This is a genomic window from Vibrio sp. R10-SF1-ISO8 (assembly GCF_059833805.1).
In genome coordinates this window covers 224687-249766 of the sequence record NZ_JCBDHL010000016.1, presented here as the reverse complement: position 1 = coordinate 249766, position 25080 = coordinate 224687, and the positions used below count along the sequence as shown (strand labels likewise).

At 45.2% G+C, this 25080-nt stretch carries 21 protein-coding genes and 1 rRNA gene; 8 read left to right on the top strand and 14 right to left on the bottom strand.

Going from position 1 to position 25080, the window contains the following annotated elements:
• From AC6R00_RS13140 to dusA, 8 genes are all read right to left on the bottom strand, one after another.
• Positions 1-712 (bottom strand): 16S ribosomal RNA (locus AC6R00_RS13140); the annotation flags it as partial.
• A gap of 560 nt (positions 713-1272) precedes the next feature.
• Positions 1273-2049: a phosphoadenylyl-sulfate reductase gene (locus tag AC6R00_RS13135; RefSeq protein ID WP_004743371.1), complete on the bottom strand. Its 777-nt coding sequence runs from the start codon at positions 2047-2049 to the stop codon at positions 1273-1275.
• Positions 2042-3778, bottom strand: coding sequence for an assimilatory sulfite reductase (NADPH) hemoprotein subunit (cysI, locus tag AC6R00_RS13130; RefSeq protein ID WP_272786195.1), 1737 nt, complete (start codon positions 3776-3778; stop codon positions 2042-2044). Before cysI ends, AC6R00_RS13135 begins: the two co-directional genes overlap by 8 nt.
• The gene (locus AC6R00_RS13125) at positions 3778-5631 is read right to left on the bottom strand and encodes an assimilatory sulfite reductase (NADPH) flavoprotein subunit (RefSeq protein ID WP_171323632.1); all 1854 of its coding nucleotides are present in this window, start codon (positions 5629-5631) and stop codon (positions 3778-3780) included. The genes cysI and AC6R00_RS13125 overlap by 1 nt, the downstream gene beginning before the upstream one ends.
• 126 nt (positions 5632-5757) lie before the next feature.
• Positions 5758-5988, bottom strand: coding sequence for a hypothetical protein (locus AC6R00_RS13120; RefSeq protein ID WP_004743374.1), 231 nt, complete (start codon positions 5986-5988; stop codon positions 5758-5760).
• 152 nt (positions 5989-6140) lie between these two features.
• Complete coding sequence (locus AC6R00_RS13115) at positions 6141-6803, bottom strand: TIGR04219 family outer membrane beta-barrel protein (protein WP_500640671.1); 663 nt, start codon at positions 6801-6803, stop codon at positions 6141-6143.
• A 132-nt stretch (positions 6804-6935) separates the two neighbouring features.
• Positions 6936-7145, bottom strand: a complete 210-nt coding sequence (pspG, locus tag AC6R00_RS13110; RefSeq protein ID WP_500640670.1) for an envelope stress response protein PspG — start codon at positions 7143-7145, stop codon at positions 6936-6938.
• 160 nt (positions 7146-7305) lie between these two features.
• Complete coding sequence (gene dusA / locus AC6R00_RS13105) at positions 7306-8310, bottom strand: tRNA dihydrouridine(20/20a) synthase DusA (protein WP_500640669.1); 1005 nt, start codon at positions 8308-8310, stop codon at positions 7306-7308.
• 265 nt (positions 8311-8575) lie between these two features.
• Here dusA and AC6R00_RS13100 point away from each other — a divergent pair, with 265 nt between their 5' ends.
• The 4 genes from AC6R00_RS13100 (at position 8576) to AC6R00_RS13085 (ending at position 14353) form a co-directional block, all read left to right on the top strand.
• Entirely contained in the window at positions 8576-9613 is a 1038-nt protein-coding gene (locus tag AC6R00_RS13100; protein ID WP_500640668.1) for a response regulator, read from the top strand.
• A gap of 18 nt (positions 9614-9631) precedes the next feature.
• Positions 9632-13231: a response regulator gene (locus AC6R00_RS13095; protein ID WP_500640667.1), complete on the top strand. Its 3600-nt coding sequence runs from the start codon at positions 9632-9634 to the stop codon at positions 13229-13231.
• Between the two features lie 178 nt (positions 13232-13409).
• The gene (zur, locus tag AC6R00_RS13090) at positions 13410-13874 is read left to right on the top strand and encodes a zinc uptake transcriptional repressor Zur (RefSeq protein WP_038197529.1); all 465 of its coding nucleotides are present in this window, start codon (positions 13410-13412) and stop codon (positions 13872-13874) included.
• A 17-nt stretch (positions 13875-13891) separates the two neighbouring features.
• Entirely contained in the window at positions 13892-14353 is a 462-nt protein-coding gene (locus AC6R00_RS13085; RefSeq protein ID WP_004748296.1) for a chemotaxis protein CheX, read from the top strand.
• Positions 14354-14410: 57 nt separating this feature from the next.
• Here AC6R00_RS13085 and cysC read toward each other — a convergent pair whose 3' ends face one another.
• Genes cysC through cobA form a run of 5 tightly spaced genes read right to left on the bottom strand, consistent with a single transcriptional unit; the run spans position 14411 to position 20071 of the window.
• Positions 14411-15028, bottom strand: a complete 618-nt coding sequence (gene cysC, locus AC6R00_RS13080; protein WP_500640666.1) for an adenylyl-sulfate kinase — start codon at positions 15026-15028, stop codon at positions 14411-14413.
• 12 nt (positions 15029-15040) lie between these two features.
• Complete coding sequence (locus tag AC6R00_RS13075) at positions 15041-16765, bottom strand: SLC13 family permease (protein ID WP_004748300.1); 1725 nt, start codon at positions 16763-16765, stop codon at positions 15041-15043.
• A 25-nt stretch (positions 16766-16790) separates the two neighbouring features.
• Positions 16791-18218, bottom strand: a complete 1428-nt coding sequence (gene cysN / locus AC6R00_RS13070; protein WP_500640665.1) for a sulfate adenylyltransferase subunit CysN — start codon at positions 18216-18218, stop codon at positions 16791-16793.
• A gap of 18 nt (positions 18219-18236) precedes the next feature.
• The gene (gene cysD / locus AC6R00_RS13065) at positions 18237-19145 is read right to left on the bottom strand and encodes a sulfate adenylyltransferase subunit CysD (protein ID WP_004748302.1); all 909 of its coding nucleotides are present in this window, start codon (positions 19143-19145) and stop codon (positions 18237-18239) included.
• Between the two features lie 56 nt (positions 19146-19201).
• Positions 19202-20071, bottom strand: a complete 870-nt coding sequence (gene cobA, locus AC6R00_RS13060; protein ID WP_500640664.1) for a uroporphyrinogen-III C-methyltransferase — start codon at positions 20069-20071, stop codon at positions 19202-19204.
• A gap of 263 nt (positions 20072-20334) precedes the next feature.
• Here cobA and cpdB point away from each other — a divergent pair, with 263 nt between their 5' ends.
• The 4 genes from cpdB to AC6R00_RS13040 all read left to right on the top strand — a co-directional run bounded on the left by cpdB (position 20335) and on the right by AC6R00_RS13040 (position 24400).
• Positions 20335-22296 (top strand): 2',3'-cyclic-nucleotide 2'-phosphodiesterase, encoded by a 1962-nt coding sequence (cpdB, locus tag AC6R00_RS13055; protein WP_500640663.1) that lies wholly within the window; start codon positions 20335-20337, stop codon positions 22294-22296.
• Between the two features lie 106 nt (positions 22297-22402).
• Positions 22403-22966: a Crp/Fnr family transcriptional regulator gene (locus tag AC6R00_RS13050; protein WP_500640679.1), complete on the top strand. Its 564-nt coding sequence runs from the start codon at positions 22403-22405 to the stop codon at positions 22964-22966.
• A gap of 70 nt (positions 22967-23036) precedes the next feature.
• Complete coding sequence (locus tag AC6R00_RS13045; RefSeq protein ID WP_500640662.1) at positions 23037-23489, top strand: GNAT family N-acetyltransferase; 453 nt, start codon at positions 23037-23039, stop codon at positions 23487-23489.
• Positions 23490-23491: 2 nt separating this feature from the next.
• Positions 23492-24400 carry a DMT family transporter gene (locus tag AC6R00_RS13040; protein WP_500640661.1) on the top strand — a complete coding sequence of 303 codons (909 nt, stop codon included), beginning with the start codon at positions 23492-23494 and terminating at the stop codon, positions 24398-24400.
• Here AC6R00_RS13040 and AC6R00_RS13035 read toward each other — a convergent pair.
• Positions 24346-24918 (bottom strand): LysM-like peptidoglycan-binding domain-containing protein, encoded by a 573-nt coding sequence (locus tag AC6R00_RS13035; RefSeq protein WP_500640660.1) that lies wholly within the window; start codon positions 24916-24918, stop codon positions 24346-24348. The genes AC6R00_RS13040 and AC6R00_RS13035 overlap by 55 nt on opposite strands.
• Between the last annotated feature and the right edge of the window lie 162 nt (positions 24919-25080).

Sequence of the window (25080 nt, the reverse complement as noted above, 5' to 3'; positions counted from 1 at the left end):
TACGCATTTCACCGCTACACCTGAAATTCTACCCCCCTCTACAGTACTCTAGTCTGCCAGTTTCAAATGCAATTCCGAGGTTGAGCCCCGGGCTTTCACATCTGACTTAACAAACCACCTGCATGCGCTTTACGCCCAGTAATTCCGATTAACGCTCGCACCCTCCGTATTACCGCGGCTGCTGGCACGGAGTTAGCCGGTGCTTCTTCTGCAGCTAACGTCAAACGAGGCCGCTATTAACGACTCCGCCTTCCTCACTGCTGAAAGTACTTTACAACCCGAAGGCCTTCTTCATACACGCGGCATGGCTGCATCAGGCTTGCGCCCATTGTGCAATATTCCCCACTGCTGCCTCCCGTAGGAGTCTGGACCGTGTCTCAGTTCCAGTGTGGCTGATCATCCTCTCAGACCAGCTAGGGATCGTCGCCTTGGTGAGCCCTTACCTCACCAACTAGCTAATCCCACCTGGGCATATCCTGACGCGAGAGGCCCGAAGGTCCCCCTCTTTGAGCCGAAGCTATTATGCGGTATTAGCCATCGTTTCCAATGGTTATCCCCCACATCAGGGCAATTTCCCAGGCATTACTCACCCGTCCGCCGCTCGACGCCGTTAACGTTCCCCGAAGGTTCAGTTAACTCGTTTCCGCTCGACTTGCATGTGTTAGGCCTGCCGCCAGCGTTCAATCTGAGCCATGATCAAACTCTTCAATTTAAGATTTTGTCGGCTCAATGAATACTGAACATTACATAAGTAATGTTTGAATTGACTGTGCTGAATCCGAAGATTCAATGGTCACTTCGTATCATTGAAACCTAATTTGAAACCGAAGTTTCTAATTGGATTATCATCAACGAGTGCCCACACAGATTGATAGGTTTATATTGTTAAAGAGCTTTCTTCTTTGTGACTCACATCACTTCGGAAGAGGCAGCCATTCTAGCGTTTTAAGTTGTAGTGTCAACCACTTTTTTAAACTTTTCTTAAGCGTTTCCGCTTGGCTAGTTAACCTGTCGATTTCGCTTGAACCCTTGTGAGCCCTTGCCCTGTCGACGAGGAGGCATTATAGAGATCGCGCTCACATTGGCAAGCGTTATTTTGAAAAAATTGCAAAAATAACGTTTAACAGGCTAACTTTCGCCCAAAGCCTTATTTATCCAACTTTACCCCAATCAAGCCAACAAAATATTCACAGAGTTATCCACATTCGCTGTTTTTCACGCAAAAAGAAAGGCCACTCTCGCGACCTTTTTATCTATATATAGAGGGAAAAACTAAATCCCCGAACCATCTTGCTCACTATCGTCTTCGTGAAGACCACATTCACGCTTCAATCCAAAGAAACGAGTTTCTTCTTCACTCATACCCGGCTCCCACTTTTTGCTTGTATGGGTATCACCAACAGATAGATAACCTTCATCTCTTAGGGGATGATATGAAAGTCCGTTTTGCTCTAGGTAATAATGAACATCTTTGTTCGTCCAATCGATCACAGGCAAGAACTTAAACACACCATTTTGAATCGATAAGATTGGTAAGCTTGCTCGTGATTTAGATTGCTCACGACGTAAACCTGAAAACCAAGTCCCTACCTCAAGCTCATCTAAAGCCCGCCTCATCGGTTCGACTTTATTTAGTTTGTTGTATTTCTCTATTCCCTCTATACCTTGTTCCCACAATTTTCCGTAACGCGCTTCCTGCCAGTTAGCACTTTCTTTTGCGCGATAGACCTTAAGGTTTAGCGTCAACTGCTCACTTAGCTGATCAATAAAGCGGTAGGTTTCTGGAAACAGATAGCCAGTATCAGTCAAGATAACAGGGATATCAGGCTTTTGTTCAGTAACTAGGTGCAACATAACAGCAGCCTGAATACCGAAACTAGAGGAAACAGCGAACTGACCTTCAAGGTTTTCAAGCGCCCAAGCAACTCTTTGCTGCGCAGTTAGCTGCTCTAACTCTGCATTAATTTGACCAAGCTGGAGTATTTGTTCCGTCTTAGTTAATGAGAGAAGTTTCGCTAACTGAGGTTTAGAAGCGACAGAATCAAGCATGTAAGTCCCTCTTAGATACTTTTACCTCTTGGATGATTCCAGCACGAATTGCAAAATCACCAAACCCTTCACCCGTTTCACGCTCTTGCGCCCAACGACCAACCAGCTGATCGATTTCTTCAAGAATCTGCTTATCGGTAATGTTCTCTTTGTACATCTTTGGAATGCGTGTACCCGCTCGGTTACCACCTAGGTGGAGGTTATAGCGCCCTGGAGCTTTACCGACTAAGCCGATTTCAGCCAACATTGCACGACCACAACCATTCGGACAACCAGTCACACGTAAGATGATATTTTCTTCTTCTGGCAAACCGTGTTTCTCAAGTATGCCTTCTACGTCTGTTACAAACTGAGGTAAGAAGCGCTCAGCTTCAGCCATAGCAAGTGGGCAAGTTGGGAAAGCGACACATGCCATCGAACTCTTACGCTGTTCACTCACGCTATCATCAATCAAACCGTGTTCACGTGCGATCTTTTCGATCTTGGCTTTTTGACTTTTCGAGACGCCCGCAACAATTAAGTTTTGGTTAGCCGTCATTCGGAAATCACCTTTATGGATCTTGGCAATTTCGGCAACCCCTGTCTTAAGAGGTTTACCCGGGAAGTCTAGTAAGCGTCCATTCTCGATAAACAGTGCTAAGTGATGTTTACCATCGATACCTTCAACCCAACCGATACGATCGCCGCGGTCAGTAAATTCATAAGGTCGACTTTCAGCAAACTCAACGCCTGCGCGCTTTTCTACTTCTGCTTTGAACACATCAATTCCGACACGATCTAAGGTGTACTTGGTTTTGGCATTCTTACGGTTCGAGCGGTTACCCCAGTCACGCTGAGTGGTAACGACTGCCGCTGCAACATCAAGAGTTTTCTCTAGCGGCACAAACCCAAAGTCATCAGCACGACGAGCATAAGTAGAAGTATCACCGTGGGTCATTGCCAAGCCACCACCGACAAGAACATTAAAGCCCACCAGCTTGCCGTTCTCACCTATCGCCACGAAGTTAAGATCGTTGGCGTGAACATCAACATCATTTTGCGGCGGAATCACTACCGTCGTTTTAAACTTACGAGGAAGATAAGTCTTACCTAGAATTGGCTCATCACCCTCTGTTGTCTCCACTTTCTCGCCATCTAGCCAGATTTCTGCGTACGCCTTAGTCTTAGGTAGCAAATGCTCACTGATTTTCTTAGCCCACTCATAGGCTTCTTGATGTAGCTCTGACTCAATTGGATTAGTGGTACACAAGACGTTACGGTTCACATCACCCGCTGTTGCAATCGAATCAATACCAATACTGTTTAGGGTTTGGTGCATCAACTTAATGTTCGGCTTAAGAACTCCGTGAAACTGAAAGGTTTGACGAGTCGTCAGGCGAATACTGCCGTAAAGAGAGTGCTCAGTCGCGAACTTATCAATCGCTAGCCACTGATCCGGTTTGATAATGCCACCCGGCATACGAGCACGCAGCATGACATTATGTAGCGGCTCAAGTTTTTGCTTCGCACGTTCGTTACGAATGTCACGGTCATCTTGCTGATACATGCCGTGGAAACGAATCAGCTGAAAGTTGTCAGCGGTAAAACCACCAGTAATTCTGTCTTGTAGGTCTTGCTCGATCGTACCGCGTAAGAAGTTACTTTGCGTTTTTAGACGCTCGTTATCAGAAAGCTTTCCTAACTCTTCGCCTAATACAACCTGCTTATTATTCTCAGTAGAAAAAGTCATTAGTACACATCCCTTTGATAACGTTTCGCTTTACGTAGTTCGTTAATAAATTCTTCCGCATCATCGCGTGATAGCTTGCCTTGTTGCTCAGCAACATGAATCAAGGCTTCATGCACATCTTTCGCCATGCGTGTTGCATCGCCACAAACATAGATGTAAGCGCCTTCTTGGATCCACTGCCATACTTGCTCGGCATTTTCTAGAATGCGGTGTTGGACATAGACTTTCTCTGCTTGATCACGACTAAACGCCACATCAAGGCGATTTAGTAATCCAGATTTAAGGTACTTCTGCCACTCCACTTGGTAGAGGAAATCTTGAGTAAAGGTGCGATCACCGAAGAACAACCAGTTTTTACCTTCTGCATCTCGGTTGTCACGCTCCTGAATAAAGCTACGGAATGGCGCGATACCTGTACCAGGACCAATCATGATCACAGGAGTATTGTCATCTTGAGGTAGCTTGAAGTTATTATTGTTCTCAACAAATACTTTCACCTCGCCGCCTTCTTCCAAGCGCTGTGATAAGAAGCTCGATGCCCCTCCGTAACGCTTTTCATCCCCTTTGTCGTATTCAACTAAGCCAACCGTTAGGTGAACTTCTTCATCTACTTCACTTTGGCTTGATGCGATAGAGTAGAGACGCGGAGTTAAGCGGCGCAATAAACTAATTAACTCTTCAGCAGATAACTTAGCCTTCTTCTCAGCGAGTACATCAACAACCTGTGTATTCCCTGCGTACTCACGTAACTTGTCTTTATCTTCCACCAGCTTTTGTAGTTTTTTACTACCAGACAACTCCGCAAACTTAGTCACTAGCTGAGGGTTAGCCGCTGTAATTTCGAACTTGCTAACCAAAGCGCTATGAATCGATAGGCTCTCACCATCAACTTCAACGCTTTCTACACCTGATAGGCCTACTTTAGCTAAAATGGCATTAGCGAGATCGCTGCTGTTTTCAAACCATACGCCTAGCGCATCACCCGGTTGGTAAGTTAAACCAGACTCTTCGAGATCGATCTCTACATGGCGAACATCTTTACCTGAATCGCGACCTGTTATTTTTTGGCTCGTCAGCAAGGTCGCTGTATAAGGATTTTGCTTGTTATATGGAGAATGCCCTGGTGCCGCTTGGCCTACTGGGAGTTGCACCACTTCCGCTTCTGCACCAGACGATAGCGCCTCTTTAACTTTCTCTAACGCTGAGGCACGCCACTCAGCGGCTGGCGCTTCATAGTCAACATCGAGATCAACACGATCGATAAATGAAGTTGCACCTAACTTAGACAAAAATGCATCAAAGTCTTTACCTGTCTGACAGAAAAACTCGTAGCTTGAGTCACCTAAGCCAATCACGCCATATTGCAGATTTGGCAATTTCGGTGCTTTCTTCGACTGTAAGAACTCATGCAACTCGATAGCATTGTCTGGTGCTTCACCTTCGCCATTGGTTGATGCCACGAAAATTACGTGCGTTTCTTTGGCAAGGTTTTTACCTTTGTAGTCACTGGCATCAAACAGCTCAACGGCAATGCCCTGTGCTTTTGCTTCTTGCTCTAGCGCTTCAGCAACACCTTTAGCATTGCCCGTTTGCGATGCAAAGATAATTGACAGTTTTCCAGCAGGTTTAGCCGCAACGGCAGCTGCCGCTTGATTAATTGGAGCAGAAGCTGCCGCCGGTTGAGCTTGAGCTAATCCCCAGAAATAACCGCTCACCCAAGCTAACTGCTGCGCCGACAGATCGGTAACCGTCTGTTGTAGCGAGCTAAGCTGTTGATCATTAAGAGGAGCAGCGATTGATGGTAATTCTTGTGGTGTGTTTCCTTGAGAGGACACGTTCTTGTTCAAAGACATGGTCTCGACATCCCTATTCATTGCGTGATGATAGATTAACCACTCTCTTTAATAACAAGAAAGAATAGAAGTGAATGTTTTATAACTTTTCGAATTAAAGAAAGGAGAAGAATTGAACTAACTCACCTACTTGGCTTCGACTCTGACTTGTTTGAAACCTACCGCCATTGCTGACTTCGATGCAAGGTCTAAGTTCATATAGTGACATTCTTCACCGTGAGAGTCGGTTAAAAGAACAAAGCCTCCACGGGCATGACGAAACTCAACGATCCAACTGCCTTCCTGAGCCGATGGCTCGATGATGGCTTCAACCAATTGCTGCTCTCGATAAAGATGTCTAAGTTCATTGATAGTCATGAGATTCCTTTCTCTGGCTAAAAACACTATTCCTCTTTAAGCATGGTCAATCGACAAGAAAGTGCTAAATGAATTATGTAAATATAATCAATAGATATAAAAAAACGCCGTCTTAGAAGACGGCGTTTTAAAAAATCAGTATGAAAGCTTCGTTAGAACGAGAACTCTGCTCCAGCAAAGAAGCCATTAGCGAAAATGAATGGTTTACCTAGGTTTGAGCCTTCTGCAGGCTTAAAGATTTCTTCAGCTTCAAGGTCTATCACTCGGTAACCGCCACGTAATGCCAGTGTGCTGCTCCCAAGCGGCAGTCGATACTGCATTCCAGCTATCAAGTCAGTACTCTTAATCCCGCTATTATTGCCAAAGTTCATTTCACCAATCACATCAAGATTGGTATTCGGCACCGTAATTTCTGCATAGCCGTACCAAGCCCAAATCATCTCATCAAAGTTCTTTACGGCGTCGGTATCTGCGTTGACGTACTTGGTATTGCTCAAGTCACTGAAGGTCATACCCGCATCAAAGTGCATTAAGTCATGCTCAAGAATACGGTAATACAAAGTCAGATCTAATTTGTTGAATGCCATATAGTCGGCATCGACCGTAGAATAACGAACGCGTGCATCTGGGACATATTTCACATCATGTTCTATCGCAGCATAGAAGCTCGGTGTGGTATCGCTTTCTCGGTTGACTTCATTTACTTCAGTCTTTGGAAACCACATTTCGGCGCCAAACTTAGTGGTTAGAGACGATTCTGCCAATGCAGACGTAGAAACAACAGCTGCCAACGCAATTGCGGTTTTTAAACCCATAAATTTGACTCTCCAGTTAATCGCAATAGGCAGCACCTCGCTGTGCTGCCTTAGCTAGACAAGTATGGTATGCGTCAAATACTAATGCATATTTGTGCGACTAGCCATCAAGTATTTGTCTTTTAACCGTATTTATCTAGGCTGCGCCACATAGGATTTAAAGAACCAAATACCGATTGCAATAACAATGAGCCAAGGCAACAACTTAAGGACTGCTCCTACCATGCCAAGCAGTACCATGACTACCAAAGAAAACGCTACACTCGCAAGCACTGTCACCATAGTCACACCAGTGACTAGCAATGTAGCAGCAAATACCATGATAAAGATCAGTTCAAACATACGATTCTCCTTAGTTGACCTAGAATATCTATCAGGATACGTGCCAAACTCACACCTAAGCGTAAGACATTGATAAATAAAAAATAAAAAAGAGCACCCTATTTGAGTGCTCTTTAAAAATCTTCTATGAGGTAAAATTAACCAAGTAACTAGGTATTTTTTACACATTTAACTCTTTAGGAATTTTCGCCAGTGCAGCTTCAACCACTTCAATACCCGAACCCGGTTTGTGCGCGTTTTCACTGATGTAACGACGCCACTGACGAGCACCTGGCATATTTTGGAATAGACCTAACATATGACGAGTAATATGACCAAGATACGCCCCTTGAGATAGCTGCTGCTCAATATATGGGTACATCTCTTCAACCACTTGGCTGCGTTTCTTAACTGGCTTATCTAAACCAAAGATCTCTTGATCAACGTTCGCTAGGATATATGGGTTTTGATACGCTTCACGGCCGACCATAACGCCATCAAGATGCAGAAGGTGCTCCTTACTCTCTTCCAATGTCTTCACACCACCATTAATGGCAATTGTCAGCTGTGAAAAGTCTTTCTTGAGCTGATAAGCACGCGGATAATCAAGCGGCGGGATCTCGCGGTTCTCTTTCGGACTCAAACCAGATAGCCAAGCTTTGCGCGCATGAATCGTGAACTGCTCACAACCGCCCTTCTCAGAGACAATGGATACGAAGTCAGTTAGAAACTCATAAGAGTCTTGGTCATCGATACCGATACGAGTTTTCACCGTAACTGGGACATCAACTACATCACGCATTGCAGAAACACATTCAGCCACCAGCTCTGGCTCTGCCATTAAGCACGCACCAAAACGACCGTTCTGAACTCGGTCAGACGGACAACCAACGTTAAGGTTAATCTCATCATAACCACGCTCTGCCGCTAACTTAGCACACGTAGCCAAATCCTGAGGGTTCGAACCACCAAGCTGAAGCGCCACTGGATGCTCTTGCTGGTTATAGGCTAAGAAGTCACCTTTACCGTGAATGATTGCACCAGTTGTCACCATCTCGGTGTACAGCAATGTTTCACTGGTCAGCAAGCGATGGAAGTATCGACAATGGCGATCCGTCCAATCGAGCATGGGCGCAATGGAAAAGCGCTGCATTGGAAATTGTTGTTTCGTTTCAGTGTTCGACACGAAGCTACCTCTAAACAGTCAGTACCGCTTTCAAATAACGTCCCTATTTCCAGCGCGGCATCAAAAATAATCGCGCGATTATACACCGCTGCGGGAAAAGATTCAGGTTAAATACCGTCGGTAGTAAATAACGATTATTCAAACGTGGGTCACGTTATCTAGGACGAGTTATACGACCACTGAATTATTGAGTGCCAATATTTATAAAAAATAACTATTCTATGGATTAATAAGTCAATGAATCTGCAGTAAAGGATTTACCGCAATGCTAATTGAACAGCATGAAAAACCTGTAATTCTGGTTGTCGATGATATCCCCGACAACATCCATACTTTGTCAGGCATTCTTTCTGATGACTACCGTATAAAAGCGGCGACGAGTGGCGTAAAAGCTCTACAGATTGCCAGCACTAAACCATACCCACATCTCATCCTGCTCGATATCATGATGCCAGAGATGGATGGTTATGAGGTATGTGAGAAACTAAAAACCAATCCAGTTACCGCTGAAATTCCGGTTATCTTCGTTACCGCTAAAGCAGAGGTGGTCGACGAGCAAAAAGGCTTCGAGATGGGAGCTGTCGACTATATTACCAAACCAGTTAGCCCACCTATCGTTCAAGCTAGGGTAAAAACACATATTTCTCTCTATGACCAAAACCTTTCATTAGCCAACAAAGTGAAAGAGCGCACTGCGCTGCTGGAAAAAACACGCCTCGAGGTCATCCAGCGTCTTGGCCGAGCGGCGGAATATAAAGACAACGAAACAGGCATGCACGTTATTCGCATGAGTCACTACTCGAGAATCCTTGCTCAGCAGTTAGATGTGAGTGAGCGATGGATTGAGTTGGTGTTTCAAGCAGCCCCGATGCATGACATTGGTAAGATAGGTATCCCTGACGCTGTGCTGCGCAAACCGGGAAAACTGGATGCCGAAGAGTGGGCAGTGATGCAAACCCACGTAAAAATCGGTGCAGATATCATTGCAGACAGCGACACACGATTAATGCAGATGGCACAAGAGATCGCGCTTTATCACCACGAAAAGTGGGATGGCAGTGGCTATCCGCATGGATTAAAGGGGGAAGATATCCCGCTTAGTGCGAGAATTGTTGCCATTGCGGATGTCTTCGATGCCTTAACCAGTGAGCGTCCTTACAAACAGGCATGGCCGATTGAAAAAGCGACGGCTTTGCTCGAAGAAGAAGCGGGCTCACATTTTGATCCAGCGCTGGTCCCAATCTTTCTCCAACAACTCGATGAGATTTTGAAAGTTAAAGAATCTTTTAAAGATGAATTCTAATCAACCACTGAGGCTTGAATGGACTCTGTAAAAAACTACGCTCTCGATTCCAAACGTATTCTTATTGGCTTTATTATCGCGTCGGTGATGTTGCTCATCGCTGGCATTATCGGATGGTTAAGCCTAACTCAACGCTTTAACACCGTTGATCAATATGCCAATAACGCTCAGCTGCTCTCAACCCTTGATGGTATTAAAGTTATCGAGCAAAGCTATATTCGCCAGCCAGATGCCCAACTGCAAAACCAACTGTCGCAAGCGGTCAGTAAAGCTCAGTTAATTGCCAGTGATGCTGTAAGCAATGGGGCTGACTCGCAGATTCAAAGCTCACTCGCCCAATATCATCAGCAATTTGAAAGCTATGTGGGGCTGAGTGAAAAGTCCGCTCAAACACGGACGGAGCTATCTGAGACCGGAGACTACGTCGAGAGCTTAGTACAAGAGATTCAGCTTGAACACGAACAGTTCATCGAGTCGAGTATCGTTTCGATTGATGAACTTAGAGAAAAAGTCGACCGAGAATCTGATCTCGCGATTCAAGCACATTGGTTGGTCAGTCTGATAGCTAACTCTCAAGCAGAGCAGAAAACCTACATCGTTTCCAATCAACAAGAATCTCTAAACCTTGCTCAGCTAGAACTAAAAAAAGCGGAGCAACTGATCAATAAACTTGAGCGCGATGCCACCGATAGCGAAAGCCAACAGACAATTGCTCTAATCAAGAATGCAAAAAACCGTTACAGCTCAGCCTTAGTTCAACTTCGCAGTTGGCCGAAGCTGTCTAAACCTCTGCAGGCGAATATATCTTCCCAGATAGAAAGATCGGTCACTGAACTGACTCGGGTCTCAATCGAGCTACGTTCACATCTCCAGCAACGACTCAAATTCGCCCAGCAAGCCGTAACCAATGTTCAGCTCTCTATTAGTGACAAGCTTTCTATCAGCACCAACTTATTGGTATTACACACTGAGATTAGTAATGCACAGCAAAGTGACAAAGACTACGCTATTACTCAACAAATTGAGCGTCAGTTACAGCTTAAAACAGAAGTTGAGAACAACCTTATTGCTGCCATCGAACTGTTAGAAAACCTCTATGAGCAAGTTGTCACTGAGGATGAACAAATTCAAATCAGTACGCTACAAGACGCGACACAAGATTACCTAACTCTGTTCAATCAGCTCACAGACTTACGTGGTGAGAAAAACCGTCAAATCCAAGCACTCAAACAGCAGCATCAAGCCATCATTGAGCTAATCTTACCTGGCTATGAAGCACAGCTAGCCACAGTGGAAGACTCTGGCAGTATCGCACGTAATCTAGCCATCGGTGGTGCAATCTTCCTAGTTACACTTTTACTCCTAGGCTTTCTAGCCAATAAATCTCACTCTGCCTTAGAGCGATTTGCCGAAAAGCTCGCGATTGCGCGTGATGAAGCCGATTCAGCGAACAGCGCTAAGTCGGATTTCTTAGCGAATATGAGCCACGAAATCCGCACTCCGATGAATGCGATTATAGGTATGAGCTACTTGGCGCTCAAAACCGACTTAACTAAAGCTCAGCGTAACTACATTCATAAGGTTAAGCTGTCTGCAGACTCCCTACTGGGGCTGATCAATGACATCCTCGACTTCTCTAAGATTGAAGCGGGTAAGCTAGATATTGAAAACGTCGATTTCCATTTAGAAAATGTACTCGACAATATTTCGAACCTTGTTGGTTTACGTGCTTCGGAGCGCGGACTTGAGCTACTGATCCACATTGATCGTGACGTACCGACCACCTTAGTCGGTGATCCTCTGCGACTTGGGCAGATCTTAATTAACCTCGCGAATAACGCAGTCAAGTTTACAGAGAAAGGTGAAATCAAAATATCCATTCGCGTTGCCGAGCGTGATGGTGACAACCTAGAACTAGAGTTTAGCGTTGAAGACAGTGGTATAGGCATGACAGCGGAGCAAACCGCCAAGTTGTTTAGCAAGTTCACTCAAGCTGACAGCTCAACCACGCGGAAATATGGTGGTACCGGTTTAGGGTTAGCCATCAGTAAAGAACTTAGCCAGTTAATGGGCGGGGATATCCGTGTAGAAAGTGAAGCAGGTAAAGGCTCATGCTTTACCTTTACTGTAGCCTCCAAAGTCAGTCATGCTCTAAAACAAGAAGAGATCGCGGTTCCTGTCGAACTAGGAAAACTGAGAGTACTTGTCGTCGATGACAACGCCAGCGCCAGAATCATTGTTGAAGATATCCTTGAATCACTACGATTTGACGCTCACAGCGTAAGTAATGCTGACGATGCACTCGCAGAGCTCAACCAAGCTCTCAGCAATCAACAACCTTATGATCTGCTCATTACCGACTGGCAAATGCCTGGAAAAGATGGCATTGATTTACTTGAGATGGTGAACGCTCAGATTCCTCAATCTCAACAGCCAAAACCACTTATGTTGACCGCCTTTGGTCGAGAGGAACTCACCGAGATCTTTGAACAAAGAGGTATTACTGTTCCTAGTATTCTCGATAAGCCGATAACGGCATCTCACCTTTTTGATGCCATTGTTTCTCTGTACGGCGTTGACCATGCCCGTCTGAGTCGCAGTGAGGCTGAAGAGCAGAACCAACTAGCCAATGTCCAGCAACTGGCTGGTGCACAGCTTCTGTTAGTCGAGGACAATGAAATCAACCAAGAGTTAGCTATTGAGCTACTTGAAGGACAGCAAATTCATGTCACCGTGGCTGAAAATGGTCAGGTCGCTCTCGACCTGTATAAGACCAATGATTTCGATGGCATTCTGATGGATTGCCAAATGCCTATCATGGATGGTTATGAGGCCACTCAGTTTATTCGCACCAAGCTTAGTGACCATTCGATCCCCATTATTGCCATGACAGCAAACGTGATGGAGCGAGATAAGGTCAAAGCCGCAGAAGCAGGTATGAATGACATTATTGCCAAACCCATTGATGTCGGCAGTATGTTTAGCACGCTGGCCAAATGGATTACGCCAAAACATCCTCAACAGTTTGTCGCTCAGTCTGCGCAGCACAGTTCAGACATTCCGAAAATTGAAGGCGTCGATACACAAGCGGGACTGATTCGTTCAAGTGGTAATAGCGGTTTGTACAAGAAGCTTCTCGAACGTTTTGCCGCTACATATCGTGACACTGATGCTGTATTACTGGCGCTTTCTGACCAAGATAAAGAGGTGAGAAAACGCAACGTTCACTCTCTCAAAGGGGTATCTGGGAACATTGGCGCCAGCGAAGTCCACCAGCTTAGCGTTTCATTGGAGCAAGACTTAGACAACGAAGATCTGCGGGACCAGCTAGCCCAGCAGCTTGAGCAGGTAATTAGCAACATAGAGCAAGGCCTTGCCTCTTCGCAAACCAAGACTGAAGCTGCGGATACGCCTATTCAAAACTACGATCAAGAGACGTATGAGAAGCTCTACTCGGCCATTGAACAAAGCGATACCGAGGCGGTAGCCATCATCAATGACATTGACTCAGGCAAGCAGATTGGCTTGAGTAGCGCTCAGTTATCAGAGCTTTCCCGCGTGGTCGAAGAGTTTGATTTTGAGCGTGGATTGCAGATCTTGGACACAGCTCAACGATAAGAAATAGCTAAAATGCTGTTATTGGTATCGTTTTTTATGTAGATAAGGTAAGTTATAGCGTTCCAGACAAGTTAGACATTATTCACATTATGAATAAGTAACTTACTGACAAAGCTATAAGATATTACCTAGTAAGCGACGATAAACCGCGAGAAATGGTATATTATTAAAATGTCCAATGGTAATGGTGATAAGTTTGGACCTGCATTTAGTGAAGCAAGTTGAAGAGATATGCTCTGCCCGAGGTGTACGCCTTACAACTCAGCGTAAGCGCGTATTTGAATTGATATGTGAGAGCCCAAAGGCCTCTAGTGCCTATGAGCTGCTTGAAGATTTGAAACAAAGCGAGCCTCAAGCAAAACCACCGACCGTATACCGGGCGTTAGATTTTTTGTTAGAGCAAGGCTTTATTCATAGGGTTGAGTCAACCAATAGCTACATTCAATGTGTTTCATGCAATGCTCATAAGCATTTCTCGCACCTATTGATTTGCGATAAATGCGGGAGCGTTATTGAACTTCAAGATGATAGTTTGGTAGCCTTACTTGCGAACAATGCGGAAGCACATGGTTTTACCATCAATAATCACGTAATTGAGTCACACGGTACTTGTCAGGCTTGTTCTGCTGACAATGCGAAATAAAGATATAGAAGAAGATTATGCGCGCTGAATTTGTAAACCCGTTTTTAGCTTCATTGATGAACGTATTAAAAACGATGGCTTCGCTGGAATTGAAGCCACAGAAGCCTCGTGTGAAGAAAGATGAAATCGCACGTGGGGATGTATCAGGTTTAATAGGGATGGTAGGCACTCAAAGCCGCGGTTCTATGTCTATTACTTTTGATGAAAGCCTCGCATTAGAGATTATGCAGAACATGCTAGGTGAGCGCCCGAATGGCCTTAACGATGAAGTAACGGACATGGTGGGTGAAATCACCAACATGGTTACTGGTGGTGCAAAGCGTATTCTTGCAGAAAGTGGCTTTGATTTTGATATGGCTACACCGGTTGTTGTCTCTGGTAAAGGCCACACTATCCGTCACAAGTGTGAAGGTTCTATCATAATCATGCCATTCACATCTCAATGGGGTAATGCTTTTATTGAGATCTGTTTCGAGTAGTAAAACCACTCAAGTGAATCAATAAAAAAACGCTTCTCTAGGGAAGCGTTTTTTAGTTTATGTGATAACTTGTCTTTCCTTGAGAGCCGCCAAGCAATCTTCTACCAGAGCTTCAATCGACTTCTCACCAGCGCGTAAATCTATTTCTGGATTAATCGGCGCTTGATATTCAGAATCAATACCTGTGAAGTTTGCTATTTCCCCTGCTCGCGCTTTTTTGTACAAACCTTTAGGGTCACGCTGCTCGCAGACTTCGAGAGAGGTGTTGACGAAGACTTCTAGAAACTCCCCTTCTGGAAGCATCTCTCTGACAAGCAGTCTCTCTGCGCGATGCGGAGAAATAAACGCTGATAAAACAATTAAGCCAGCATCTGCCATCAGCTTAGCTAATTCACCAATGCGTCGAATATTCTCTCTACGATCTTGCTCGGAAAAGCCAAGATCACTACACAGGCCGTGACGAACATTGTCCCCATCTAGTAGATAAGTATGAAAACCCGCTTGTGCAAGGCGCGTTTCCAATGCCCCCGCAATAGTGGATTTACCTGCGCCAGAAAGCCCCGTAAACCATAGTACCACTGGCTTTTGCTTCTTTAACTGAGAGCGAAAAGCCTTATCAATAGAGTGTTGATGCCATACGACATTTTCATCTTTAGTTGGCGTTTCCGTAGTCATAATTCAGTCCTTTTAAAACGGAAAGAAGAGTGGAATTAGCGTCAACACCAAAACGGAGTAAACAATAGAAAGAGGAATTCCCACTCGAACGTAATCTGTTAATTTGTAATTGCCTACGCTGTATACCAAGAGATTGGTCTGATAACCGTAGGGAGAAATAAAGCTCGCGCTAGCGCCAAAAAGCACTGCCATAATGAATGGCATAGGGTCGACTCCGTAGCCAATCGCCATGCTGTAGCCGATAGGAAACGACAACGCCGCCGCTGCATTATTGGTTACAAGCTCAGTTAAAATCAGGGTCAGTAAGTAGGTGGCGACCAAGGCACCAAACACACCCCAACCATTGAAGCCTTCAATAAACATCTGGCCTAAGCTAACGGACAAACCTGTCGACAGCATCAGTTGAGCAATGGAGAGCGCCGAGCCAACAATCACTACGATATCTACGGGGAAACGCCTGCGAAGCTCACCAAGCTGAACCACACCAAAAAACAGCGCAGCTAAGAGGAAAACGGACAACCCCTTAATCAGCGGCACGATCTCAAGCAGCGCAAGGGCAATAACGCTCGCAAAACCGACTAACACCATTGCCGACTTATTGGCATCCAAACGCGCACTCGAATCTAAGTCATTCACTAGAACAAACTCTTTACGATGCGCACGGCGCTCTTGCTCAAAGCGTTTACCCGGAACAAGGACTAAGGTATCACCCGCATTGAGCGTAATATTCCCTAACCCGCCCTGTAAGCGCTCATGCCCGCGACGTATGGCAACAACAACTGCATCAAAACGATCGCGGAAGTGGCTCGATTTAAGTGTTTTATTACAAAAGCTTGCTGAAGAGCTCACCACCACTTCGACAAAACCTTGACCGTTGAGATGGTGCTGACCAAATAAGGTCAGGCCCTGAATTTCTTGCAGCGTTGCAACACTTTCAATATCACCACAAAACAGCAATCGGTCACGGGCTTGAAGCACAAAGTCTGGTTCAACAGAAGGCATGGTTTCACCGTCTCTTACCACTTCGGCTAAGAACAATTTACGCAGGGCGCGTAGGTTGTTCTCACTGATGCTACGACCGACCAATGGCGAACCTGGCTCAACTCTCGCTTCAAGAAAATAGGGCAACTCGTCTTGGCTGTGATCTTCATAATTGGGCAATAGGTAACTGAGCGGGATCAAGATCAACATACCACCAAGCAAGACAGACAAACCGATCATGGTTGGCGCAAAGAAGCCAAGACTGGGTAGTCCGGCATCTTCAACAAAGCTGTTAATGATCAAATTGGTCGACGTACCGATCAAGGTCAATGTGCCACCTAAGATCGCGGCGTAAGAAAGCGGGATCAATAGCTTTGAAGGTGCATGCTGCTGGTTACGTTTAATGGCGCCAATTAAAGAGACCACGACAGCAGTATTATTGGTAAAGGATGAAAGTAGCGCTGTTGAGACGCCCAGTTTGGCAACAACAGTACCCAGCCTTCCGGTTGAAAGTGAGCGGCTTACCCAGCTAATCAGTCGAGTCTTTTCTAGTGCTGCTGATGCTAAGATCAGCAGCACTAAAGTGAGTAGCGAAGAGTTGGTGAAATTGGTAGCCACTTCACCTAGCTCTATCATGCCACCAAGGAAAGCAATAAATGCTGCTCCGGCAAAGATATAACTTGGTTTAATTCGTGTTGTTACCAAGCATGCTACGATGCCGAGTAAAATTGCCAACACAAATCCTTGCTGCCACATAACGCTTCCCTACTCTACCAATCAACTATTTAAGTAGCTGACCAATATCTTTCGCTTCCCAGTGTGGGAAGTGCTTACGAACCAAGGCATTCAGCTCTAGTTCAAATGCAGAGATATCAGAGGTTTTCACTTCAACACTTGATAGGCTTTCGCGCACAAGACCTGCACCGACCGTTACATTGGTTAGGCGATCGATGATGATGAAACCACCAGTGTCTTGGCTAGCAAGATAGTCATCAAGCGCTACAGACTCTGTTAAAGTCCACTCACACAAGCCTATACCATTAAGAGGTAGCTCAACTGCGCTATGCGTTGATAGATTATTAATGTCATATTGGTGGCGAATCGCCTCGACATGACCGACCGTTTTCTTACCAGCAATCTTCACGTCATAATCGCGGCCTGGCTGAAGTGGTTGCTCTGTCATCCACACGACATCAGCAAGCAAGTGGTTACTCGACTCAACTTGCGCATTCTCTAGCACAATCAAATCACCACGGCTGATATCAATCTCATCTTCAAGCGTTAACGTGACGGCTAGTCCTGCCTGAGCTTGTTCAAGGTCACCGTCAAAAGTAACGATACGTGCAACTTTCGACGTTTTACCTGAAGGCAATGCCTTAACTTCATCACCCACTTTGACGCTACCGGAAGCAATCGTGCCAGCAAAGCCACGGAAATCTAGATTCGGACGGTTAACGTATTGGACAGGGAAACGGAACTCACCAATCTCTTTGTCTTGGTCAACATCCACGTTTTCTAGAATCTCTAGCAACGGCGAACCTTCGAACCAAGCCATTTTCGGGCTAGGCTCAACAACGTTATCACCCTCAAGTGCAGAAAGCGGGATGATTTGAATATCGGTTTCGCCTTGCAGGTTTTTGGAAAACTCAAGATACTCATCGCGAATCTCTTCAAAACGCTGCTGCGAATAGTCAACAAGATCCATTTTGTTTACCGCAACCACAAAGTGCTTAAGACCAAGTAGGTTTGAGATAAATGAGTGACGACGAGTTTGATCCAGTACGCCTTTACGTGCATCAATCAAGATCACTGCTAGATCACAGGTCGATGCCCCTGTCGCCATATTACGCGTGTACTGCTCGTGCCCTGGAGTATCTGCAATGATGAACTTACGTTTCTGTGTTGAGAAGTAACGGTAAGCTACATCGATTGTGATCCCTTGCTCTCGCTCTGCCTGAAGTCCATCGACAAGCAAAGCAAGGTCTGGACGCTCTCCAGTGGTACCAACGCGTTGGCTATCGTTATGAACGGCTGCTAATTGATCTTCATAAATTTGCTTAGAGTCATGCAGTAAGCGACCGATCAAGGTACTTTTGCCATCATCTACTGAACCACAAGTGAGGAATCTAAGTAGTGATTTGTATTGGTGTTGTTTTAGGTATCCTTCAATACCAAGCTCTTCAAGCTGAGCTTCAACTGCGCTATTCATCTTGTTTGTCCTCAATCCTTAGAAGTAACCTTGGCGTTTCTTAAGTTCCATCGATCCAGACTGATCGTGGTCGATCGCTCTACCTTGTCGTTCACTGGATGTCGCAACCAACATCTCTTCAATAATTCCTGTTAGCGTATTGGCTTCAGACTCAATCGCGCCAGTCAGTGGGTAACAACCGAGTGTTCTGAAGCGAACGCTTTTTTCTTCGATTTTTTCACCTGGTTGAAGCTCCATACGCTCATCGTCCACCATGATCAGCATGCCATCACGTTCAACAACTGGGCGCTTATCAGCTAGGTAAAGTGGCACGATCTCGATGTTCTCTAGGTAGATGTATTGCCAGATATCTAGCTCAGTCCAGTTTGAAAGTGGGAAGACACGAATGCTCTCACCTTTATTGATTTGGCCGTTGTAAGTACGCCATAACTCAGGACGCTGATTCTTTGGGTCCCACGTATGGTTCTTGTCACGGAAAGAGTAAACACGCTCTTTCGCACGAGATTTCTCTTCATCACGGCGCGCGCCACCAAAAGCCGCATCAAAACCATACTTGTTCAAAGCTTGTTTAAGACCTTGAGTTTTCATGATGTCAGTATGCTTAGATGAGCCATGTGTGAATGGGCTACATCCCATCGCAAGACCTTCTGGGTTCTTATGAACCAAAAGCTCAAAGCCGTATTTCTCAGCAGTACGGTCACGGAACTTAATCATTTCCTTAAACTTCCAGTCGGTATCGACGTGAAGTAGCGGGAAAGGAATTTTACCTGGGTAAAAAGCTTTACGTGCCAAATGCAGCATGACCGATGAGTCTTTACCAATTGAATACATCATCACTGGGTTATCGAACTCAGCGGCAACTTCACGAATGATGTGAATACTCTCCGCTTCAAGCTGCTTAAGATGGGTTAAACGTTCTTGATCCATGTTAATTGCTTCCTTTATGGCTCATTGAGCCTATGGCTAATCTAGTAAAAATGGCGTTAGGCTGACTGACGCTGAGCGGTGACTTGTTCTGCTTGGGGTTCAAACCACGCAAGCTTTTCGGACAATGCCACCACTTCACCAACGACGATAAGCGAAGGTGACTGAGCGTCTTTTGCGAGATCAGCAAGCTCATTGAGCTGACCTTTGAATACTTTCTGTTTGCTGTGCGTACCGCGCTCAATGATCGCGATGGGTGTTTCTGGCTGACGACCATGTTCAATCAGTTGGCTTTGGATGTATTCCGACTTCATCAAACCCATGTAGATCACTAGAGTCTGATTACCGCGCGCTAACGTCGACCAATCCATCTGATCACTTTCTGCTTTTAAATGACCGGTGATAAACATTGCTGACTGAGCATAGTTGCGGTGTGTGAGGGGAATGCCCGCATAAGCGGTTGCGCCAGCTGCGGCTGTGATACCTGGCACGACATGGAAAGAGACACCTGCATCAGCAAGGACTTCAAGCTCTTCTCCACCACGGCCAAAGATAAACGGATCGCCACCTTTTATGCGTACCACTCGGTGGCCTTGCAGCGCGAAGTCGAGTAGTAGTTGATTGGTTTTTTCTTGAGGAACACTGTGGTGACCGGCACGTTTACCGACACACACTAAGATGGTATCGCTTGGCACCAAAGAGATGATGTCATCCGATACTAGGTAGTCATAAAGCACAACATCAGCTTGCTGAAGGAAACGCAGCGCTTTCAAGGTCAGAAGTTCGACATCACCCGGACCTGCGCCAACGAGTGCAACTTCACCTTTACCGAGCAGACTCTGACCCACTGTATTGAGATCTGCTTGCTTACTACGCTGTGCGTGCTGATTGCTCAGAGGAAATTGAGAAATCTTATCCTTGCTCGCCATAATGTCACCCTTACCTAATCTATGAAGGCATTATGGCGCTCTAGTTATATTACCTGAAATTCTAAAATTTCATTTTTTATATCAATTTCTGATAAGCGAATATTTTAAGATTGTTCAAGCTTTGTTCGGTTTTGAGATATTCTCAGCAGAACGCTATAAAGTAATTGCTCAACATCACACTTTGTCTTTCAATGAAATCATTGTTTCATTTCATTTTGTTACATTATGCAGCGTCTTACTAAACGCTATCGGAGCATCAAAAAATGAAAGTAGCAGTGAAACCCCTATCTCTTGCTGTACTGGGTGGCATGTTAACCATGGCAGGCCCAGCAATGGCAGATACGATCAAACTTCGTATTGTCGAAACAACTGATATTCACACTAATGTCATGGATTATGACTACTACAAAGATAAGCCATCGCAAAAGATTGGTCTGACTCGTGCTGCTACTTTAGTAAAACAGGCTCGCGCTGAAGTTGAGAACAGTGTCTTGGTTGATAACGGTGACTTAATCCAAGGTAGCCCTATGGGTGACTACATGGCAGCTAAAGGCATCAAAGTTGGTGAAGTACACCCAGTGTACAAAGCGATGAACCAACTAGACTACGATGTGGGTAACATTGGTAACCATGAATTCAACTACGGCCTTGAGTTCCTAGCAGAAACCATCAACGATGCAGACTTCCCTTACATCAGCGCTAACGTATTTGATCAAAAAACCGGTGAGCACTACTTTAAGCCATACATCATTAAGTCTCACAAATTCAAAGATGTTGACGGTGTTGAGCATGAAATCAAAGTAGGTTACATCGGATTTGTTCCACCACAGATCATGGTTTGGGATAAGAAGAACCTAGAAGGTAAGGTGTTCGCTAAAGACATCAAGGAAACAGCAGAAGAGCTTGTTCCACAGATGAAAAAAGAGGGTGCCGACGTTATCGTTGCGATTCCTCACTCAGGTGTAGCAGCAAACCCATACAAACATGGCGCCGAAAACTCTACATACTACTTAGCTGAAGTTGAAGGTATTGACGCAATTGCATTTGGTCACTCGCATGCGGTATTCCCAGGTAAAGGCTTCGACAATATTCAAGGTGTTGATAACCAAAAAGGCACTATCAATGGCGTAGCCTCAGTCATGCCAGGCCGCTGGGGTAGCCATGTTGGTGTAATCGATCTAGAACTTAAAGAGAAAGATGGCAAATGGGTTGTGGTTAATGGCCAATCAGAAGCACGCCCAATCTTCGATAAAGTAAACAAGAAGTCACTGGCTGAAGCAGATAAAGAGATGGTCAAAGCGCTTGAAGCTGACCACAAAGGTACTCGCGATTTCGTTAACCAACCGATTGGTAAAGCGAATGACGTCATGTACAGCTTCTTAGCTCTCGTTCAAGATGATCCAACGGTTCAAATCGTCAACCTAGCGCAAAAAGATTATGTTGAGCGCTTTATCCAAGGCGACCCAGATCTCTCTGATATTCCAGTACTTTCTGCAGCAGCACCATTTAAAGCGGGTGGCCGTAAGAATGATCCTGCAAACTTCACTGAAGTTGAATCTGGTCAGCTAACCTTCCGTAACGCAGCAGACCTGTACCTGTACCCGAACACGCTAGTAGCGATGAAGGTCACCGGTAAAGAAGTCAAAGAGTGGCTAGAATGTACTGCTGGACAGTTTAAGCAAATCGACGTCAACAGCACCGCACCACAGCAACTTATCGACTGGGACGGCTTCCGTACTTACAACTTCGATGTGATCGACGGTGTTAACTACCAAATCGACGTTACTCAACCAGCGAAATACGATGGTAACTGTAAAGTCGTTAACCAAGGTGCCGAGCGTATTGTTGGCCTAACTTACCAAGGTAAGCCAATCGATATGAAGCAAGATTTCATCATCGCAACCAACAACTACCGTGCATACAGCAACAAGTTCCCAGGAACAGGCGCAGAGTTTGTCGCATTTGATTCACCAGATGAAAACCGCTCAGTTATCGCAGCCTACATCACTCGTGTAAGCCAAGAGAAAGGTGAAGTAACACCAAGCGCTGACAACAACTGGTCATTCGCTCCAATCAAGTCTGACAACAAACTTGATATTCGCTTTGAAACATCACCAAGTGAAAAAGCAGCGAAGTTCATTGAAGAGAAAGGTCAGTATCCAATGAAACGTGTCGCAACAGATGATGTTGGCTTTGGTGTTTACCAAATCGACCTACAGAAGTAACACTTCATTAAACTAACTGAAAGCCGCGATGAAAATTGCGGCTTTTTTATTGGTTAACGTTTATCTTAAAATGACCGCTCTTCATCTACGTAAGATTTTTGCCATTATGTTTGACGCTTTCCATCAGCAACTGTCACAAAACGGATTCACGCAACCTGAAATAGAACAACTCACCCAATCAGCGCAACTGATTGAACTGCCAACTCGCCATATTTTGTTGCATCAAGGGGAAGTCGCTGAAGAGATTTTCTTTTTGCTAGATGGAATGTGCCACTCGGCGTATCTAACCGATAAAGGCAAAGAGTTCAGTAAAGAGTTCTATTGGGAGAGTGACTGGATCATCGGTTTTGAAAGCTTGGTTAACCAACACCCCTCCCCTTACTTGCTTGAGTCATTGACCCAGTGCACCTTACTCTCATTACCTATTGAGACCTTAAGGGTATGGCGCGAGCAAAAACACGGTATTTACCTCAAGCTGCTTGAAACTCAGCTGATGTATAAAGAAAACAAGGAACGCTTTATGTTGCTCTACAGCCCGGAAGAGCGTTATGAACTGTTCTGTCAGCATTACCCAAACTTACTTGAACGCCTCAACGATTATCAGATCGCAGCGTATCTTGGGATTACTCCAATTAGCCTAAGCCGAATCAAAAAGCGTAGCCAAAGTTAACAATTGTTAATGCCCATCGAAAACTGTCTTGCTACATTGGCGATATCAACAACAGCAAGACAGATAAACAATGATTACTTGGCAACTTAAACCTTTTTCCGACCTCACCACTGAACAACTGTATACACTGCTAAAACTTCGAGTCGACGTCTTCGTCGTCGAGCAAACTTGTCCTTACCCAGAGCTGGATGATAAAGACCACCAATTGGGCGTTTTCCACCTACTCGGTTATCAAGACGATGAGCTAATAGCATGCGCACGTTTGTTACCGAAAGGACTCAGTTATCCATCGGTGAGTATTGGTCGTGTTGCCACTAAGGAAAGTCATAGAGGTGGTGGTTTAGGTCATAAACTACTGCAACAAGCTTTGGCAGATTGTGAATCATTATGGCCCAGTGAGTCGATTGAAATTGGCGCCCAAGAACACTTAGCCTCGTTTTATCAACAACACGGTTTTGTTCAAACATCCGCTATGTACTTAGAAGATGACATCCCACATATTGATATGAAATTGGAAAAGTAGCCTTGGCTCTCTCTGCAACCTACGTCGCTATCCTACTGCTAGTGATTGGCAACTTCGCAGCTTCTCTTTCCGATGTCGCTGTGAAGCTGCTTGATGGTGAGGTATCAACCTTTCAGTACATCTTCATTCGCCAATTGCTTTCCGCTGTGGTTATTTTCCCTTTATGGTGGAAACAATCCCAGCCACAAAGAAAGATGTACAGCCCCAAGTTAAATTTGCTCAGAGCGCATCTGATCTTAATTGGTAGTGGATGCATGGTTGTCGCTATCACCCACTTAACCTTGGCGACGGCCAATGCAGTCTTCTATGCCGCCCCCCTACTCATGCTGCCGTTAGCGATTGTGTTACTGGGAGAGAAACCAACACTTCAACGTAGTGCGGCAACCATTTTTGGCTTTGCTGGAGTAATGGTGGTGCTAAGGCCATCGGAGTTTCACTGGGCAGCGCTGTTTGCACTCGGAACAACCTTCACTCTTGCCCTGTTTAACATAAGCGCACGAAAGCTACCTAGCCAACAAACGGTCGTCAGTACTCTGTTTTGGACATCAGTCCTGTCACTGCCAGTTTCAGGTATACTGGCGCTGCTTTACTGGCAGCCGATATCGAATAACCACTTACTGCTAATCTTAGCCAGTGCCGCCTTGATTCTGACCTACAATGGTCTTGCGGTGATGGCCTACCAACGCTCGCCAGCCAGCTCAATCGCAGTGGCTGAAAATTCTGGGTTAGTGTTTGTCGCGCTGTTTGGTGTGATGTGGTTTGATGAAGTGCCAGATTGGCTAACAGCATTAGGGATAGTGATGATTATCCTCCCCCTAATGCCATGGAAAGCGGTGTTGAAACTATTTAGAGTCAATTACTTACTGCGACCAAATCCACCATCTGACAGTCGGAAGAACATAACGGACTGATTGCTTTTTTCAAGCTGTAAGATATCAAGCTGGCCGTTTTCGGCTAGTTTAAATCGCACTAGCTGACCTTTTTTAATTCTGCTCAAAGGCTTATCCGAACCCTCAACCTTTACCAAGGCGTTAAGGTCAGCCATAGCCAAACCGTTACTACGAAAGACTTGAGCTAAAGTATCACCACTTTTAACCTCATACTCATTCCAAGCTTTGGAGACCAGAGAATCCTGCTCTGCGCTTTTTTGCTCACTCAGGCTACGGGTATTGATATCCACTTCGACACGTTGAGTGTTAGGAGAAACTGCCGGCTCTGTTTCGGTTTGAGCTTCAGGGATTGGGATCACAAGTAACACCAATAACAAAGGAGTAATCACCATAAGTGCACGTTGATGCAGCCTAGGTAACAAGTTCCATTTATCTAGAATACTCTGTTTAATCTGCTGCCAATCAATCTGGTTGAGCTTGGCTTTCGCCAGTTCAACATAATCCACCTGCTGCTGTTTCTTTTTCTTTCTGCGATTCATCGCACTTTGTCTCCAAACGGCCTTCGCTACAAGTATAAAAACCAAGCGCTCATGAGTATAGGATTTTTAAGCTTTGAAGGTAATAGCCCAGTTAAATTTCGACAAAATGTCACTAAAAGTCGATCTTAATCGCACAACGTGGCGAAAGACTATCTAGGCTCG